Source organism: Neptunomonas marina, assembly GCF_004005935.1.
GTDB lineage: Bacteria > Pseudomonadota > Gammaproteobacteria > Pseudomonadales > Balneatricaceae > Neptunomonas > Neptunomonas marina.
Genome location: NZ_SACQ01000002.1, coordinates 51,498 through 70,280 on the forward strand (window position 1 = coordinate 51,498; position 18,783 = coordinate 70,280).

Here is an 18,783-nt window from a genome sequence, read left to right on the forward strand (position 1 = left end):
TTCAGCAACATTTTCAGCAACGGTATTAGCGCAGCACTGCACTCTTATCCCACGACACTTTGCGTTGCAGCATCAACATACAGCGGTCTAATAGGAAGCCGATCAAACCGATCACCAATACAGCCACCATGATGCGGCCTAGCGAGTTTGAACTGCCGTTTTGAAATTCATCCCACACAAATTTGCCAAGACCCGGATTCTGCGCCAGCATCTCAGCAGCGATCAGTACCATCCAAGCAATACCCAGTGACAGACGCAGGCCAGTGAAGATCATGGGAATCGCAGAGGGCAACACGATTTTCATCACATGAGTGAGCCAGCTAAGACGCAGTACCTGCGAGACGTTTTGTAAGTCTTTACTGATTCCCGAGACACCCACCGCCGTGTTCAATAAGGTTGGCCACAAACAGCACAGCGATACCGTCACCAACGAGGTGACAAAGGACTTCGCGAACATCGGGTCTTTACTGACATAAACCGCACTGACAACCATGGTTACCAGCGGCAGCCACGCCAATGGAGAGACCGGCTTGAAAAGCTGAATCAGTGGATTAAATGCGCTATACAAGGTCTGATTAAGTCCGATAACGATGCCAGCAGGAATCGCAATCAGTGAAGCGAAAAAGAACCCTGCCATCACAGTGACTAGGCTCGTTCCGATCTGATCAAAGAAGGTCGGCTTGCCGGTGTATGGTCGGACTTTAATCACCGCATCAGGGTTTTTCGCCAGTTTTTTAGCATTGCGCTGCTCTTGGCGCTCATAGAAGGCTTGCTCTTTTTGGCGCTCGCGCTGATGTTCACCAATGAGGTTGGTCGCTTGTTGATAGACCGCAACAGGGCCTGGAAACGTGCCCAGCGATGTGTGGATATTTTTAGCGCCAACCTCCCAAATAAATAGAAAGAGGAGCAAGCCGATCAGCGGAATCACCAGCTGTTTACTCTGTTGGGCGACAAAAGCCATAGAATCAGACACGCGGTGGCTTAATGTTGAGGTACTCATAACAGGTTTCCTTTTGGGAACAGGAAACGCCCGACAGACGGGCGCTGACGATTAATTATCCGATAGCAAGACCTGCTCACCTTTCAAACCAATTTTGAACTGCTGCAGGTAAGCGTTTGGCTGAGTGCCGTCGTAAACGATGTTATCGATGAAGTGGGTTTGCGGTGCTCTAAAGCCATCTTCCGTTGCAAAGTCAGGGAACATGCTCGCATCCATTTTGCCCTCTTCGATCAGTGCTTGGGCCGCTTGTGCGTAGATATCAGGGCGGTACACCTGCTTAGCAATATCCATAAACCATTGGTCAGATTTCGGCTCAGAGATCTGTCCCCAACGACGCATTTGCGTTAGATACCAGATGGCATCGGAGTAGTATGGGTAGGTGGCGTTATAGCGGAAGAAGACGTTGAAATCGGGCACGGCGCGCTTGTCACCTTTCTCGTACTCAAAGGTGCCTGTCATTGAGTTGGCGATAACGTCATAGTCTGCGCCGACATACTCAGAGCGCGAGAGGATCTCAACAGCTTCAGGGCGGTTAGCGTTGTCATTATCATCCAACCATTTTGCCGCACGGATCATCGCTTTCACGACGCGAATATGTGTATTGGGATTTTCATCAGCCCAGTTCTTAGCGACACCAAAAACCTTCTCTGGGTTGTTCTTCCAGATCTCGTAATCGGTAACCACCGGTACACCAATCCCTTTAAATACCGCTTGTTGGTTCCAAGGCTCACCAACGCAGTAGCCATAGATAGTGCCGGCTTCCATTGTGGCAGGCATCTGCGGCGGTGGCGTCACAGACAACAGCGCATCGGCATCAATAGTGCCTGAAGTATCGCCTTTATGCGGCGCATAGTAGCCCGGGTTGATTCCGCCTGCGGCCAGCCAGTAGCGCAGTTCATAGTTGTGAGTCGAGACTGGGAAGACCATCCCCATATTGAAGGGCTTACCCTCCTCTTTATATTTATCCACAACTGGTTTTAGTGCATCCGCTTTGATCGGGTGCAGCGGTTTACCATCCTCATCCTTAGGGACGTGAGGCTTCATCTGGTCCCAGATATCGTTCGATACAGTGATCGCGTTGCCGTTAAGATCCATACTAAACGCAGTGATGATGTGCGACTGCGTACCAAAACCGATCGTCGCACCCAACGGTTGTCCTGCAAGCATATGCGCACCATCAAGCTCACCATCAATCACCCGATCGAGCAGTACTTTCCAGTTTGCCTGAGCTTCCAGCGTTACGTAGAGGCCCTCATCCTCAAAATAGCCCTTTTCATAAGCCACCGCCAAAGGCGCCATATCGGTCAATTTAATAAAACCAAACTTGAGATCTTCTTTTTCTGGTTCTCCGATCTCGGCCCACACAGCTCCGCTTGCAATTACCGAACCTAGCGCGGCCGTTGCGACCAACTTTGCCATTCCACGTTGTTTAGGTTTAAACACGATCTAACCCTCCAGCTAAAAAAAAAGGCGCTGACATACCTCCGAAGAGGATAGTCAGGCGCCTTTGCCTATACGCTAATAATGAGCATGATAAGATTGTAACGTTTTACCGTTGCTGGGTAGTTAGCAGGCTACGTGCCAGAAATTAAAAAGCATTTAATAACAAAAACTTAATAAAAAACCACCAGCATTTTGTCCTATTTCATGCTTTAGCTGGTGCACAACAACAAGCCAATTTGTTGCACCGGTGCGCACTCATGGTGCATTGCACAAAGTGCTTATCATTGCGCTGCCCGTAGCCTTTGATCGATTACCGCAGGTTCACACCATGGCGTAAAAAGATCCTCTCGATAGACGCTCGATACCAGCGCTTGAGCATCAGCGGGCAAGGCACTCAACTGCTGACAGCGCATCATCTGCTGCAACAAAAACTCCCCATGTTGCAAACTCGGCCGGTTTACCTCACGCCCAGAAAAGCGCTGCTCTAAGGTGCTTAGTAACGCCACAGAACGCAGTTGTTGCGGGCTAGCATCCAGATAGGGAGGTAAAGCTAACCAGTTGAGTAGCGTGTCCCGATGTTCTGGCAATCCAATCCACTGGCACGCTTGATAAATAGCCTGCGTCATCGCCCGATAGGTATTAGGATGGCGCCGCGCCCATTCGCTGGTAACCCCAAGAACTTTCTCCATATGCGCTCCCCATAGCGTGTAACTACTCACGAGTAGCTCACCGGCACCCTCCTGCACCGCTAGGCTGTTCCATGGCTCACCTACACAGTAGCCATCGATGTCGCCGCGCTGTAATAGACTGAGCATCTTGCCAGGCGGTGCTGCAATTAACTCCACATCACGACCAATCTCTATCTGATGCTGCGCCAACCAGAAGCGCAGCAAATAGTAGTGATTCGAGAAGGGGTAGACCGTGGCGATAATAGGGCGGTAACCAAGCTCAGCTAACATCGCTTTAAAGGCTTTCCCTTGTGCGTGTTGATCCTCACCGGGCTCGCAAGCCATGTTGAGTCTGCGTTGCAGCGCGCTTGATAGTGTAATCGCGATACCATTTTGGCTCAGTACTAAGGGGGTCTCCATCTTTTGCGGTTTGCCATTGAGTCCCAATGTCGCCGCTAATGGCAATGGAGCAAGCATCTGCGCACCGTCCAGCAAACCGTAGCTCACCTTATCGCGTAGCGACGCCCACGAAGACTCTTTACTCAACACCACCTGCAACCCCTGCTGGCGGAAAAAGCCCTGCTCACGTGCCACCACTAACGGGGCGCAATCCGCCAGTGCCACAAAGCCTAGTTGCAGTTCGGTTTTTTCCAGTGCATCGATTGTTACCATGATCTGCTCCTAGGTCGTCTTTAGAATGTCAATTACGCTCGCTGCAACGTCGGGTAACTTTTGACCCCGATCCATCGCGAGTTTACGCAGTGTTTTAAACGCTGCTGCTTCGTCGCAGCCCTGATGCTTCATCAATAGTCCCTTGGCTTGCTCAACCACTTTGCGCCCAGCTAACTGCCCTTTGATCTCCGCCAGCTCCTCACGCAGTGCCGCATGAGCACTAAAGTGGGCAATAGCAGTATCGATAATGGCCGTCACTCGATCAGGCTGAACACCGTCAGCGATATAGGCACTGACGCCTGCATTAATAGCCGCGGCCATCGTTTGGTGGTCGTTCTGCTGCTCGGCAAAAAACACGATGGGACGCGGGTTTTCGCGGCTCATCATCGCCATACTCTCGAGCGTATCTCGATCAGGCGAGTCCATATCGATAATGACGATATCGGGCTGCTCCTTAGCAACTTGCTGATTCAAGCTAGCGATATCGGCGGTGTGACAGATAACGCGGTGCCCTTGCTGGTGCAGCGCTAGCGTCAGTTGCCTGATCCGCTGTGCATCACCATCAACGAGCAACACTCGTAAATTCACTCTTTTACCCATAACGAGCCCATCTTTATTTAATCGTAAGGGCTTTGAGCAAATCCCGTTCCACCCCCGTAGCTGGCATACGCTTTGCTGGTGATCACGTAAGAAGCGTCACGAGAGGAGCCCCTCCTGCGCACTGGCGCGTTGACCTTTCGGTTGGAGTTGCACACAAGAACAGGTATTGCAGCGGCCTTTTGTAAGCGCTGGGCAGTACCGCCTGAATAGGCCAATAAATGGGAGAGACTGATGAAGAATAAAACCACCTGCCCTTACTGCGGTGTGGGCTGTGGCGTAGTCGCCGATGTCCAAAACAACCATGTTGCTAGTGTGGCAGGCGATACCTCTCATCCGGCCAATTCAGGAAAACTTTGCGTTAAGGGCTCATCACTGGATAAGGTGCTCGGCGCTACCGGCCGTTTAACTCAACCGAAGGTGAACGGTGTCACCACCGACTGGGACAATGCGCTGAATGAGGTCGCTGGACAGTTGTTACGCACTATGATGATGCACGGGCCCGACGCAATTGCCTTCTATCTATCGGGACAGTTACTCACCGAAGACTACTACGTCGCCAATAAGCTGATGAAAGGCTTTATCGGCAGTGCAAATGTCGATACCAACTCACGCCTGTGTATGTCATCGGCCGTGGTTGGCTACAAGCGGGCTTTCGGTGCCGATGCGGTGCCGTGCAATTACGAAGACTTAGAGCGCACAGACCTATTGGTGCTGGTGGGCTCAAACGCAGCATGGAACCACCCGATTCTCTTTCAGCGAATGCGCCATGCGAAAGCACAACGCCCTGAAATGCGTATTGTTGTAATCGATCCGCGCCGCACGGCCACGTGCGATATTGCCGACCTACATTTAGCCATACAGCCCGGTACAGACGTACTGCTCTTTACGGGCCTACTGGCCTACCTAGCCAAACACGATGCTCTGGATGAAAGCTTTATCAAGCAACATACCGAGCAGTTCGACGCGGCACTCAATATCGCTAACGATACCGCTGCACACCTGCCCAGCGTGGCACAAACCTGCGGTGTCGAGCTTGCCGCGCTTGAACAGTTTTATCAGCTATTTTTGACGCACCATAAAGTGGTGAGCTTCTACTCGCAGGGCGTTAACCAGTCTAGCCAAGGCAGTAACAACGCCAATGCCATCATCAATTGCCACCTCGCCACTGGGCGTTTGGGCTATGCAGGCGCCGGTCCCTTCTCAATCACTGGGCAGCCCAACGCAATGGGTGGGCGGGAAGTCGGCGGCTTAGCTAACCAGTTAGCCGCGCATATGGAGTTCAACGAGCAAGATGTCGATCGCGTGGGCCGTTTTTGGGGCGCTTACAATATGGCTACCCAAGAGGGGTTAAAAGCGGTGGATATGTTCGATGCGGTGGCGAGCGGGAAGATCAAAGCGATCTGGATCATGGGCACCAACCCCGCAGTGAGCTTGCCCAAGTCCGATGCAATCTGTGCAGCACTGAAGCAGTGCCCGCTGGTGATCGTATCCGACTGCATCGCCAACACTGACACGCAGGATTATGCGGATATCTGTTTACCGGCAACCGGCTGGAGTGAAAAAGATGGCACGGTGACCAACGCCGAACGGCGCATATCCAGACAACGTGCGCTGCTGCCGCCCCTCGGGGAGGCAAAACCCGATTGGTGGATCATCTCCTCCGTTGCCAAGCGCATGGGCTTTTCACACGCGTTTGACTACAAGAACCCAAGGCAGATATTCACCGAGCATGCAGCGCTATCGGGGTTTGAGAACCACGGCCAACGTTGCTTTAACATCAGCCAACTCGCTCACTTAAATGATCACGAGTACGAGCACTTAACCCCTATTCAATGGCCTGTAACATCGACGTCTCCAACAGGCACCGCGCGCCTTTTTACCGATCATCGATACTTCACGCCATCCCATAAAGCGCGCTTCATACCCACTAGCCAACACGCTGCCGTACAACAACCCACCTCCGAACTCCCCTACATCGTCAACACAGGGCGTATTCGTGATCAATGGCACACAATGGCCATTACCGGCCGCGCTGAGGGTTTGTTTCAGCACCGCAGTGAACCCTTTATCGAGATCGCCACTCAAGACGCGATCAAAGAACAGATCAAGACCGGAGATCTCATTGAGCTGCGCCACCCACAAGGGGTTTACATTGCGCGGGCGCAGGTGAGCGACGATCAACGCGCAGGGGAGCTCTTTGCGCCGATCCACTGGAACCGCCAATTTGCCAGCCAAGGTAATATCAGCAACCTCATCGAACCGGTTGTCGACCCCTACTCAGGACAGCCTGAGTCCAAGCATGGCCGTGCGGCATTAAAGCCGTTTACTGCACAGTGGCAAGGCCTCTTGATGGTACGTTCTGGTTGTAAATATCAGCCCACAACCGGCTATTGGGCGCGAGTACCGAAAGCCGCCGCAAATCAGTACTACTTAGCCGATCAGCAACCGCTGGATGCCACCATCGCAGCATTATCGGCTCAGGTGAGCCCCGCTACCAGCGTGATCGAGAGCAGCGATAACGATATCTATCGCGCCGCTGCCGTAAAAAATGGGCAGCTAGAATGGCTGCTAGCGGTGCTCCCCTATGATCAAATTCCCCCCACCGACTGGCTGGCAGAACAGTTCGCGAAACCTCAGCTCACTCACGAAGAGGAACAGTGGTTATTGAGCCTCAGCGGCGGGAGCCAAGACGATAGCGGCGCGATTATCTGTAGCTGTTTTCAGGTTGGCGCAAACGCGATCAAAAGCTCAATTGAAGCAGGCTGTAAGGACCTCGATAGCCTCACGGCTCAGCTTAAGTGTGGCTCCAACTGCGGCTCCTGCATCCCGGAACTGAACCAACTGATCGCCGCGGGCTAAATCGTTTCAAGTGCGGATATCTGCTATCTTGATAACAACACCTGCCTTAAAACAGGGTGACCCAAGGAGCCGCGCTTGCGAAAAACTGTCATTAAAACACTCTACCTAATCGCCGGAGGCTTCTTTGTGCTGCTGGGATTGGTGGGTGTGGTATTGCCGCTGCTTCCTACAACCCCTTTTTTACTGGTGGCGGCTTTTTGCTTCTCGCGTAGCTCCGAGCGATTACATCAAGCCTTGCTCAATAACCGCTATGTAGGCCACTTAATTCGCGATTGGGAGCAGCATGGCGTAATCCCATTAAAAGCGAAGATTCTGGCCACCAGCATGATGATTATCATGGTTAGCTACCCGCTCATCTTTCGCGATTTCCATCTTGGCCTCAAGGCAGCAGCCGGCGCAACCGTGATTTTTGCGCTGGTTTTTGTTTGGAGCCGCCCCTCACAGCCAGCTAAACAGTCCACAACCTAAGCCGCAACCCACGCCGCAACTAACACCATGGTGCGTAAGCTGTTATCATCGGCTGCTGTAGATGATTCACTAACCAACACCGGAGGATTTGATGATTGTAATTATCCCTGCCGGGTTGCAGGCTGCGGGTATTTAACCCGCCCATAACGCCTCTCCCGGTTGCTAAGCCGGGGCTGCCAATGCCCCCTGACGATATGCTTAAACAGCGTAGGCACGTTTGTGCCTGGGGTAATTATGACTACGATCTATTCTCTGTCCCAATTGGGATGGTCACCATTTTTTCAACAACAACTCTCCCTTGATGAGTGGCAACACTACCGCCCGGCAAGAGTCGCCGCGCAACACCGGTCTCACTTTGAACTCCTGACCGAACAGGGGCACATCAACCTTGCCGTCAGCCCACAATTACCAACCATCACCGTTGGCGATTGGCTACTGCTCGACTCAGAAGAGCAGGTATATCGCGCGCTAACGCGGCTATCAGAGTTCACTCGCAAAGCCGCGGGTAGCCAAGCCTCGTTACAGTATCTTGCAGCGAATGTGGATACCGTGTTTATCACCTGCTCGCTTAACGAGGATTTCAACCTTAATCGGATCGAACGCTACCTCGCACTTGTTAAGGCGGCCAATGCCGAAGCGGTGGTCGTGCTTACCAAAGCCGATCTTTGTGATAATCCAGCGCACTACCAAGAGCAGGTACAACAACTCGATGCCTTATTGCTTGTGGAAACGGTCGATGCTCGCAGCAGCACATGCATCGAGGTGTTGCGGCCGTGGTGTAAACAGGGAAAGACCGTCGCATTTTTTGGTTCTTCAGGCGTGGGGAAATCCACGTTGGTCAATACACTCAGCGGAGTCGATCAGCAAACCACCGGGGCGATACGCCAGAATGATGGCAAGGGACGCCACACCACCACATCACGCTCACTGCTCCCTACACGCTCTGGCGCACTCATCCTAGATACGCCGGGTATGCGCGAGCTACAGTTAGTGGATTGCGAACAGGGCGTACAACAGGCGTTTGCTGATATAGACGCACTCGCGCAGCAGTGCAAATACGCAGATTGTACGCATTCGAATGAGCCAGGATGTGCGGTACTTAGCGCAATAGATGACGGCCGCTTAGCAGCACGGCGCCTAGCCAATTATCAAAAGCTCCTGCGCGAGCAGGCATTCAATACTGCAACCCTTGCTCAACGTCGCGAACAAGAAAGAAACTTTACTCGCTACTGTCGCAGCGTGATGAAGGAGGTAAAACTGCGCAGAAAAGGAGACTAACGAAAATGAGAGCCTGCGCCTAGCAGGCTCTCACTCGATAGGATGGTTTGCTTATCCAGCAACTGCCAGTTGCTCGTTCGGTGCCACCTGTTCAAGGTAGCGTAACCAACTTTTTGCGCTGCCCGACACAGACGGGTAGTCTGCCGCCGCTTTTAGCGCATTGCGCGCCAGCACAAACTGCTCCAGCTTCACTTGCGTGATGCCTAACAGCAGCTGCAAAGAGGCTCGATCATCGCCTTTCGCACTTTTTAGTGCAGCGCTTAGGGTTCGTTGGGCACTGCGCCACTGCTCTAAATCGATCTGCAGTTGAGCGATGCGTGCCAAGTTTTTCGCGCTTGGCGTCACCTTTTGGAGCTGCGCCAGCGCGGCAATCGCTTTGTGTTTCTCTTTAGCCAGTTGCCAGCTTTGGCTGAGCAGCGTTAGTTCCCGCGCAGTCCCCTTTAGCGAGCCTCTTTTTAACCCGCGCTCCAAAACCTCACCGGCTTTGTAGGGTGCGCCTTGGCTCAACAGCATTTGCGCCAATTGACGGTAGTCTTTCCCTTGGGTCAGTAAACCGCGTTCAAACCCCATACGCTGAGTGGCCAGCGCCGCCTTACTTTGACCGGCTTGCAGCTGCAACGCCGTCAGCTGGCGCCAGTCCGCGCTGCGTTTTGGATAGATACGCACCAAACGCTGTTGCGCTTTTGCAGCCGCAGCCCAGCGCTTGAGGCGGATCTGAGCACCGGTTTCAAGCTGATACCAGCTACGCGGTGCCACTTTGCGAGTCGCGATGGCAGCACGGATAGATGGCAAGACTGAGCGCCACTTCTCTTGCTGGCTATATGCCTGTGCGAGCAGTAAATGGTCATCACCACGCACCTGCTTGCCGGCCCGCTTAATCCAGCGGCTCAGCTTGGTGCTACATGCCGACCACTGCTCTGCCATACAATGCAGTTGGGCGATCGTTTTTAACAGGTTGCTTTGTTGAGTGGCAGGTAGTGCTTCAAGAACATGAGCTTTTTGCAGATACTTAAGTGCCGTACGATGTCGCTCAGCACGCAGTTCAAGCTGGCCAAGATTCTGCCACACAAGCGCCTTGGCATAGGGGCTAGTGACTTTATCACTGGCTGATAACAGCTGCTGCTTCGCCGCCTGTGTTTGCGAGGCTTCAATCAGATCAAACGCTTTCTTTAGCTGTTTGTAATCATGCTGCGATAACTTCTCCTGACCATGACTCAGGGTAGATGCCAACAATAGAACAACGACTCCAAAACGCCACATATTATCTCTCCAGTTTGAACTCTAGCTCCTGACGCACCCGAAACGGGACCGCCTGGCCATTCACCACTTTCTTTTGGAACTGCCAGCGCTGCACGGCGCGCTGAACGGCACGATCAAACACCCCTTTGGGATTCGATGAAACAATCTTGATACTGCCCGGCTCCACAGTGCCTTGGGCTGTCACCAATAGCTCAACCACCACGCGGCCCTCTTGCTTACGTCGCAAAGCTCGCTGCGGATAGCGGGGCGGCACTTGCCGAGTAATGGTGGGGTTTGCCTCAAGACTGATTGCTGGCGCAGGAGCGGCTACCACGGGCGCGGGTGCTGGCACAGGCAACGCATTCATTGTGTTTAGACTGACATTGACCGATACATCAATATCGGGAACCGATACATCTAACCGGGTCGCACTGACTTGCGGTAGCGGTGGCTTCGGTGGCGGTGGGATATCAGGCTGTACCTGTTCGAGCACCTGCTCAGGCTCGGGGGGACGCTGGCGGCGACGCACCTCCACCTCGCTGTTGCGCTCCACCAGCAGGAAGTCGAAGTTCACGGTGTCTGCTGGCGTATCATCCCACTGCGCAGCCATGGTGGTGGTCAGCGCCAAGCAGTAGAACAGCAAGCTGGCGAGCAAAACACCAATCGGCAGAGCCAACATCATCCGCAACATGACTTACTCACTCGCCTTTGTTGCCACAGTGTAGGGAACATTCGCCAAACGAAGCTGATCGATCACTTTGATGAGCTGCCCAGTTGAGGCCTCTTCATCAGCTTGCACAACCACGTTGATCTCGGCTTGCTCACTACGCAGGCGCTCAATCGCTGGGCGTACCATGCGCAGATCGAGCGGCTTACGATCAAGCCAAATCTGATCCTCAGCTGAGATCGCAACCATCACCGCTGTTTTGCTCTGGCTATTGGCGCTATCAGCCACTGGACGGTTAACGTCAATACCCGCTTCACGCACAAACGAGGTCGACACAATGAAGAAGATCAACATGATGAACACGACGTCCAACATCGGTGTCATATTGATCTCGGCTTCCTCTTGGGCTTGGGTCAGGTTTAAGCGCTGACGCATGATGGCTCTCCCTCTTGCGGGCTACGCAGCAATAAAAGTTGATACTGTTCCGCTGTGGACCAGCGGAATAAACGGTTATGAAACAGCAGACCTGCCACCGCCACCGCCATCCCGGTCATCGTTGGGAAGGTAGCGCTCGCCACCCCGGCTGCCATCAAGCGAGGATTACCCGTGCCATACAGCGCGAGGCTATCGAACACCTGAATCATGCCGGTCACAGTGCCTAACAGCCCCACCAGCGGGCAGAGCGTGATCAAGGTTTTGATCAAGGAGAACTGTTTTTTCAGGGCCAGATCCAGATCACACAACACCGCTAAACGGCGGCCAGTGGTGGGCTCTTGCTTAACCTGCGCCAAGGTCGCTCGCTTCTGCTTGGGATAGCTCACTAAGCGATAGAGCAACCGCTCGGTAATTAAGATAAACATCAAAATCGCGATCAACAGGATCGGGTACAGCACCCAGCCGCCGGTTTGGAAAAACTGGCCCAGTGCAAATAACCAATCATGCAGGCTTGGCATCTCAAGCGGCACGAGGCAACTCCTGCTGCGGCGCTGCAGCAACAGGCTCAGCTAACAAGCCGAGGCTCTTCTCTTGCAGAATTTGGGTTAAGCGACGTGAGCGAGTCGCGAGATAGCTGTGGCAAAACAGCAGCGGAATCGCCACCACAAGCCCCAACACAGTGGTCATCAGCGCTTGCGAAATACCACCTGCCATCAGCTTAGGGTCACTAGTGCCAAACAGGGTAATACTCTGGAACGTAGCGATCATGCCGATCACCGTGCCCAGCAGCCCAAGCAAAGGCGCCACCGCCGCCAGCAGCTTCACAAAGCTTTGGCCGCGCTCGATACCGGGCAGCTCCTGCAGGATGGCTTCATCCACTTTCAGCTCGCGCTGCTCGGCTGAACCGGTTTGTTGCGCGGCCAATAAAACGCGGCCCAGCGCATTTTTAACACTCAATTTTTCAGGGCGGCGCAGCTGCGCTGCCACTTTGATCTCGCTCATCACCATACGCAACACCTGATAAAGCGAGACCAGTAACCCCAGAGCACCTAGCGCAAGAATAAGATAACCCACGTTACCGCCTTGCTGGATACGCTCCAGTAAGCGAGGTTCACGATCCAGCAACATAAATAGCTGCCCTCGTGATGGATCGATCGTGACTTGCGCCGCGGTACCACTTGCATACGCCTCTAACTGAGACGCCACCTGGCGCGGTTGCGTTGGCAGCGCTGCCAATGCTTGTTGCTCCGCGTCCCACTGTAGATACAGGTCCTCGGCTGCAGCAGAGAACACCCCAAAGCGAGTCACTGCCAACTCACGCTGCTGACCATCTTGGCCAATGACCGGCGCACTAAATTGGCTGATCTGGCCTGATGCCGTCATCTCCAGTTGCAACTGGTACCAAAGTGCTTCTAGGTCTTGCAATGTTGGGACACGCTTGGAGTCTGCGAAGGTCAACACCTGATCACGGCCGGGGTGTTGAGCACTCACTAGCGAATCCGCTAGCAGTGGGCGCAACTCAGCGGCTTTCTCTTTGGCAACACCAAAGACCTCGCCTAACTGGCCAGCACGCTGAGTGAGCTGTGCTTCCTTTTCAGCCAGCAGTAGATCGTTTGCATCAAACGCCTCTTTCAAGCGCTCTTGCTCGGCCTCGGCCAATGCTAGGCGATCCCGGCTTTTGCTTAACAAGGCCCGCTTTTGGGCAAGGTCTTGATTAAAAGCTTGCTCACGTTTTTGGTTGGTTACCTTGTCCGCAGCACTAAACCCACGCACCTGCTCTAACAAGCCATTCAAGGTTTCTGGGGCAGCGGCTGCGGTGACGCTCGCACCGAGTAGTGAAGCCGTTAATCCAATGACGAGGAGTGATTTCATGATCGTGCCTCCTGCTTCGGCATGGGCAGCTCTAATAGACTTGGCACCTGCTGTTGGCGCGCCACGGCAATGGCTGTTTTCAGCGCTAGATTTTGTGCTTCGCTCAACGTGCGCCACTCCCCACGCGACGGTTCCCAAAGCGCACTTTGATCTCCGCTGCGGGTTTGATAGTAAAGCGCTGTACGGCCAATACGCAGGAATGTCACTTGGCGCTCGGCACCTTGTTGTTCAACACGGCCACTGTACGCTTCTAATGTGCGGCCATACTGTGCTTCGACCAAGTAAGCCTCGAGGATCTGGCGGTACTTTTCGGCAACAGAAACATCCGCGCGATTCAGTAAGCCGTGCAGTTTTTCAACCCGTTCGATGCGCTCATCAGGCAGAAACGGCAAATCAGCTGCTACAAATTTATCGAGCGTTGCAACCATCTGTCCCAACATTGGCAATACGGCTTTATCTGTCTCTTCCAGCGAGAGTAACTGCTTATCTAGATCCGCCAACTCCGCCTCTTGCGATTCCACTAGCTTCGCCAGTTGTCGGTTGTAAGCTTCGGTCACATCGGCAGAACGCTCATTGCTCAAGTACTCTTCCCGCGCTTCACTTGAAGCAAGGTCAACTTGATCGATACGCGTTTGCGAACGCCTCGCCGCTTCATGGGTGTCTTTTGCGACTTTTTCACTGCGGCTCAGCTCATTTGCTGAAACCACAGCAGGCGCGGCGGCTGACAGCCCAAATAGGCTCGCCGCTAGAAAAACTTTGGGAAGTAGATTCATAGCAAACAACTTTAAAAGCAAAACTAATTGCGAATGATTATCAAAAATATCTTTACAGAAGCAACGCTCTTTACATCTGTTACATCCATGCGGCGCTGTCAAAAATAGAGACGTAAAAAACGGCGAAAAGCACGCTCCAGACTTGAACCGCCCCACTGGGGTACAATACTATATGCAAATCATTATCATATGCAATTGCATTTACATGCTGTTTGTATGTTTTAGTGTCTAGTTAAGTTTTCTATGTTGATATCGCAAGGGTGAAACGATGATCGCTATTATCTATGGTTCTACAACAGGCAATACACAAGATATTGCAGAGAAGGTCGCCCAACACTTGGGCTCGGAAAACGTCGAGCTGTTCGATGTCAAAGACGTAGGGCTCGAAATTATCGACGCCTTTGATCAGCTCATTTTCGCTATTCCAACGTGGGACTACGGCGAAGTCCAAGAAGATTGGGAAGAGGTTTGGGAGGAGGTCGATAACTACGACTTCAATGGCAAAACAACCGCGTTTATTGGCCTTGGCGACCAGCTCGGCTATGCCGAGTGGTTTGTCGATGCGATGGGCATGCTGCACGACAAGGTGGTGGCGCGTGGTGCTCATGTAATTGGCCACTGGCCTGTCACCGGCTACGAGTTCGATGAATCTCAAGCGCTGACCCAAGACAAACAGCACTTTGTGGGTCTAGCCATTGATGAAGATACGCAACGTGAGCTCACAGATGAGCGTGTCGCTGCATGGTGTGAACTAATCCAACCTCAGCTTGCTGAAGCCGCCTAAAACCCATCGGAGCCTGCTAAGCAGGCTCCGTTCTTACCTAATTTTACTGAGCTTTATAGGTTAACTCACCGTTTGGCAGCAAAGGCCAGGCTCGACGATAGACCTGCCCTTGCCAATCCACCGCAGTAACCCAAAGCAGCGTCTCTTCATCAATCTGCTCCGGTACTTCCAGCTCCATATGCTTTGCGCCAATAGGGCCGTGGATAAACTCCTCGACCTCCTCAAGCGCCAGCGGCTCACCAACATTGGCGTAGATAAACTGGATCTGCTGCAACGCTTCGCTAGAGAGCGATGCATTCAAAACGGTACTCACACCTGGCCGAATGGGCGGTAGGTCTTTCTCTAGCAAACCCGCCACCGCATTCATGGATACCTGCCAAGGCCCCACGGATTGTTCGGCATAAAGGTAGCCGCTGCCACGGGTCCCCTGTTCACTCAACGTCAACGCCACATTGGTGCCGTAGCAAATACCAATGAGTGCTAGCAGATTGAAATATTTGAACACGCCCATTGGGCCACCCCACGGGCGCACAACTTTCCAGAGAGCCAACAGCCGCTTGCGCAGCAGGCTATAGCGCTGTGCTTTTTTTGCAGCACGGCGCACACGCTTATAAGTGACGATCAAACCACTGATCGCCAGAAAGCTCATCGCTAGACCGCCGATAAGGTAGATCACTTTCACGGTGATATCTGCGCTCTTATGTGCCCATGTGCCGTAGTGCAACGGCTGCATTGCCAGATCAAAACGCTGTACTGGCGAGAACTCCGCCGTTGTATATGTCGCTATGATCTCGCCGGTATAAGGGTGCACAAAAACACGATCGCCCTTCCACTCACTGAGCAGCCACTCATCGCGCTTACCGATCACCTCGTAGGGTTCAGCATTATGCTCTGGCGGATTAATCACATTAATTTGCAGATCGGGATAAGCCGCCGTTACCCGCTCCACAACCTGCGCAGCGGTTAATGCCGCAGGGACACCTGCCACCGCAAGCTCACTGAGTTGGCTTGGCTCTAACACCGGTGCCTCGCGATGAGCAGCCACAACGTCAGGCACACCAAAGTACTTCACAAACGGGTCTTGATAGAACCACCAACTGCCAGTCACGCCAATAATCAATACAATCCAAAGACTCCAAAGCCCAACTAAGCGGTGCAAATCTCCAAGAAAGACACGTAAGTTTCCACGGCGCGGCCACACTAGGAAGTAGCGCCAAAACTTAGGTACTGCAATGAGCCCGGTAATCAGAGAGATCAGCACCAGCAGGCCCAGCGCATTCACCACACTGTTACCAATTGCAGGTAGAAACAAGGTCGCGTGCAGGAAACCGATAAACTGTCCAACCGTTAACAGTACGGTATCGCCAGTGACCTCTCCGCTGTAAGGGTCAATCCATGCTTGACGCCAGCCGCCTTGATTATCGATATAACGAGCATAGGCATTGAGATGTGGATAATCTTCTGCGGTGCGGAAGAAGAACATGCCATTATCAGGATACGCGGCTTGTAGCTTATCCAAGAGCTCTCCTGCGCCAAGACGCTCCTGCTGCACCTGTGCTCGCATCTCATCGTAGAGCAGCCAGTCAATCTCTTGCTGCACAGTCGCCAACGCGCCGCTTAACAGCACAACGGTGAGTAATAAAGTCAGTTTTAAGCCCATCAGGCTGTGGATAAAGTAAGCGCTATACTGCAGCGATAGTTTGCGTCGACGGCGGCTCACTTTAGGCTGTGTTTCGGGGTTTACAGCGATCGTCATGCCCTTGTCCTTGTCCTTGTAAATAGAAAAGCCTTGCCGATAGCGACAAGGCTTTGTGCGGGATGCCCCCTTCTTAGAATGAGTAACGTGCGTTTAGCGTTGCGTTGAGACGCTCGCCAAAGCCGCAGTCGGTGCCATTGGAACGACACCATGCGATATAACGCTTATCCGCTAGGTTTTTCACATCTAAAGAGAAGCGCCAATTTTCGATATCGTAGCCAATCATAGCGTCAGCCAACGTCACACCATCGACGACAGGTGCCCCACCCCAGCCAACATTGGCACCGGTGCGGCGAACACCTAAACCAACGCGCCAGTGGTTATCGATCTTATACGTACCCCAGAACGAGGCTTGGTGCTCTGCGAGGTAAGGCAGGCGGTTACCAGCACCGTCGCGCGCGTCTAGCGCTGATAGGTTCACGCGCAGATCCAGCTGGTCCCATTTCTGCTGTGCTTCAAGCTCCCAGCCATCGATCGTGGCAGCTGTCTGCTGTAAACCACCCGGAATATTGCCGCTGATCACACGGTTTTTCTGCTCGATATCAAAGCGCGATAGCGTCACCATGGTGCGCTCATCCGCTGAGAGGTATTTAATACCCACCTCAACCTGCTCACCTTCGGTTGGATCTAGCGTGCCACCCAAACCATCGCTACCGGTGTTGGCCTCAAAGGATTCGGAGTAACTAACGTAAGGTGATAAGCCGTTCTCTAGCTGGTACATCACGCCGAGGTGACCGGTGGTGGCGCTCGACTCTGCTGTGTCGCTACCTTCCAGTGTTGTTTTCACCGTATCGTGACGCAGCGCAGCCGACAGCACCCATGCACCCCAATTGATATGATCACTTGCGTAAAAGCCAAGTTGCTCGGTATCGACGAAAGGTCGATCGATGGTGCCTGGTATCACAGCTAAGCTGCCATAGGTTGGATTGTACGCATTGATTGGCGTACCCGCGCCGCGGTAGAAGTTACTCTCGTCCGTTCTCACATCTTGACGATCAATGCCGAACAGTAAGCGGTGCTCTGTCTCACCTACGACCACTTGCCCTTGCAAGCGCAGATCTAGATTGAGCCCTTCGGTACTCTTGTCACCTTGATAGATGGTACGGCCAATCATGCCATCAGCCGTTGGGGCATAGCCAATGTTCGCCCAGTGCTCTCGAGTTTCAGTTTCCGCATCAACATGGCGCGCAATAGCGGCCAGTTTCCAGTTATCGTTAAATTCATGTTGCAGATCGAGTGTCACCGCGCTCTGCTCGCGATCATAGCGATCCCAACCCGGCTCACCGATAAATGTTGAAGTGGGTAGATAACCCAACGGGCCCGGCTGCAGCGTACCCTGCGTTGGCAAGAACTGCGCGGTGATACCGCCTTCACGTTTTTGATAGTTGTAGATCAGGGTTAGATCAGTCGCATCTGAAATGCGCCATGTTAACGATGGATTGATCAGGATTTCGTCGTCATCAACGTGATCAACTTGGGTGCCGCTATCACGCAGTAAACCAACCATACGCACCAGCACCCGCTCTTCAGCATCGAGCGCACCGGTCCAATCTGCCGCTAATTGTTTACGCTCAAATGAGCCCGCTTGCGCCCAGAACTCACCCGCTTGCTCAGCTTGTGGTCGTTTGGTGATCGTATTGACAACACCGCCCACTGAGCCTTGGCCGTACAACACAGACGCCGGACCTTTTAGTACCTCAACACGCTCCATAGCAAAGAGGTTCGGGCGCACATTGTTGTAGCTGCCGTAGTGCGAGCGTAAGCCATCAACGTATTTGATAGGGTCTGCACCGCGGATTTTGCTAGCATCGACACGCGTATCGATACCGAAGCCACCGGCATAGACGCCGGCGTTATACAGCAGCGCGTCCTGCACACTCTTGGCCCCCGTTTCGATAGCAAACTCAGTGTCGATCACTGATACCGAATAGGGCAGCTCTTTCACGGGCGCGCCCGATTTTGCCACCGAGGCAGGTTTAATCAGGGCAGGCGCATCAGCCAGACCATCACTGCCCACGATCGTTAACTTGTCGGTTTGCTCAACATGAGCGGCATCAGCCGCCAGCGTACTAGGTGCTACGCCTAGACTTGCCGCGCAGATGCATACAGCTAAATATGAGTGGCGATACATCTAAAACTCTCCAAAGTTCAATTCGTGCCAAACAATACATGATATTTATTATCATTTTCAACAATACCTGAATTATCATTCGCTTATTTTTTGAACATATCTTAATACGCGGCTCACATGGATAGTGTTAATCTCGCA

Annotated in this window: 16 protein-coding genes; 4 read left to right on the plus strand and 12 right to left on the minus strand. The window is 53.1% G+C overall.

The window, feature by feature from the left end:
- Positions 1-25 precede the first annotated feature (25 nt).
- From EOE65_RS04920 to EOE65_RS04935, 4 genes are all read right to left on the minus strand, one after another.
- On the minus strand, positions 26-961 hold the full coding sequence (locus tag EOE65_RS04920; RefSeq protein ID WP_240656938.1) for an ABC transporter permease: 936 nt from the start codon (positions 959-961) through the stop codon (positions 26-28).
- Positions 962-1,051: 90 nt separating this feature from the next.
- A complete protein-coding gene (locus EOE65_RS04925; protein WP_127693679.1) occupies positions 1,052-2,419 on the minus strand; it encodes a CmpA/NrtA family ABC transporter substrate-binding protein in 1,368 nt (455 codons plus the stop codon).
- 305 nt (positions 2,420-2,724) lie between these two features.
- A complete protein-coding gene (locus tag EOE65_RS04930) occupies positions 2,725-3,783 on the minus strand; it encodes a CmpA/NrtA family ABC transporter substrate-binding protein (RefSeq protein ID WP_127693191.1) in 1,059 nt (352 codons plus the stop codon).
- 9 nt (positions 3,784-3,792) lie between these two features.
- Positions 3,793-4,371, minus strand: a complete 579-nt coding sequence (locus EOE65_RS04935) for an ANTAR domain-containing response regulator (protein ID WP_240656918.1) — start codon at positions 4,369-4,371, stop codon at positions 3,793-3,795.
- A 243-nt stretch (positions 4,372-4,614) separates the two neighbouring features.
- On the opposite strand from EOE65_RS04935, the gene EOE65_RS04940 reads away from it, so the two are divergent.
- The 3 genes from EOE65_RS04940 (at position 4,615) to rsgA (ending at position 8,988) form a co-directional block, all read left to right on the plus strand.
- Positions 4,615-7,242, plus strand: coding sequence for a nitrate reductase (locus EOE65_RS04940; RefSeq protein ID WP_127693193.1), 2,628 nt, complete (start codon positions 4,615-4,617; stop codon positions 7,240-7,242).
- 75 nt (positions 7,243-7,317) lie between these two features.
- Positions 7,318-7,710: a YbaN family protein gene (locus tag EOE65_RS04945; RefSeq protein ID WP_127693194.1), complete on the plus strand. Its 393-nt coding sequence runs from the start codon at positions 7,318-7,320 to the stop codon at positions 7,708-7,710.
- Positions 7,711-7,944: 234 nt separating this feature from the next.
- A complete protein-coding gene (rsgA, locus tag EOE65_RS04950; RefSeq protein ID WP_127693195.1) occupies positions 7,945-8,988 on the plus strand; it encodes a ribosome small subunit-dependent GTPase A in 1,044 nt (347 codons plus the stop codon).
- Positions 8,989-9,039: 51 nt separating this feature from the next.
- On the opposite strand, the gene EOE65_RS04955 is transcribed toward rsgA, so the two are convergent.
- The 6 genes from EOE65_RS04955 to EOE65_RS04980 are packed head-to-tail and all read right to left on the minus strand — an operon-like array spanning position 9,040 to position 13,974.
- Positions 9,040-10,248, minus strand: coding sequence for a tetratricopeptide repeat protein (locus EOE65_RS04955; protein WP_127693196.1), 1,209 nt, complete (start codon positions 10,246-10,248; stop codon positions 9,040-9,042).
- Between the two features lies 1 nt (position 10,249).
- Positions 10,250-10,918: an energy transducer TonB gene (locus EOE65_RS04960; RefSeq protein ID WP_127693197.1), complete on the minus strand. Its 669-nt coding sequence runs from the start codon at positions 10,916-10,918 to the stop codon at positions 10,250-10,252.
- Positions 10,919-10,921: 3 nt separating this feature from the next.
- Entirely contained in the window at positions 10,922-11,329 is a 408-nt protein-coding gene (locus tag EOE65_RS04965; RefSeq protein ID WP_127693198.1) for an ExbD/TolR family protein, read from the minus strand.
- Positions 11,314-11,859, minus strand: a complete 546-nt coding sequence (locus EOE65_RS04970) for a MotA/TolQ/ExbB proton channel family protein (protein ID WP_127693199.1) — start codon at positions 11,857-11,859, stop codon at positions 11,314-11,316. The genes EOE65_RS04965 and EOE65_RS04970 overlap by 16 nt, the downstream gene beginning before the upstream one ends.
- Positions 11,849-13,201, minus strand: coding sequence for a MotA/TolQ/ExbB proton channel family protein (locus tag EOE65_RS04975; protein ID WP_127693200.1), 1,353 nt, complete (start codon positions 13,199-13,201; stop codon positions 11,849-11,851). The genes EOE65_RS04970 and EOE65_RS04975 overlap by 11 nt, the downstream gene beginning before the upstream one ends.
- Positions 13,198-13,974 carry a DUF3450 domain-containing protein gene (locus EOE65_RS04980; protein WP_127693201.1) on the minus strand — a complete coding sequence of 259 codons (777 nt, stop codon included), beginning with the start codon at positions 13,972-13,974 and terminating at the stop codon, positions 13,198-13,200. Before EOE65_RS04980 ends, EOE65_RS04975 begins: the two co-directional genes overlap by 4 nt.
- A gap of 268 nt (positions 13,975-14,242) precedes the next feature.
- On the opposite strand from EOE65_RS04980, the gene fldB reads away from it, so the two are divergent.
- Positions 14,243-14,758 carry a flavodoxin FldB gene (gene fldB / locus EOE65_RS04985; RefSeq protein ID WP_127693202.1) on the plus strand — a complete coding sequence of 172 codons (516 nt, stop codon included), beginning with the start codon at positions 14,243-14,245 and terminating at the stop codon, positions 14,756-14,758.
- A gap of 43 nt (positions 14,759-14,801) precedes the next feature.
- On the opposite strand, the gene EOE65_RS04990 is transcribed toward fldB, so the two are convergent.
- Positions 14,802-16,514, minus strand: a complete 1,713-nt coding sequence (locus EOE65_RS04990; RefSeq protein WP_127693203.1) for a PepSY-associated TM helix domain-containing protein — start codon at positions 16,512-16,514, stop codon at positions 14,802-14,804.
- A gap of 73 nt (positions 16,515-16,587) precedes the next feature.
- The gene (locus tag EOE65_RS04995; RefSeq protein WP_127693204.1) at positions 16,588-18,645 is read right to left on the minus strand and encodes a TonB-dependent siderophore receptor; all 2,058 of its coding nucleotides are present in this window, start codon (positions 18,643-18,645) and stop codon (positions 16,588-16,590) included.
- Positions 18,646-18,783 lie beyond the last annotated feature (138 nt).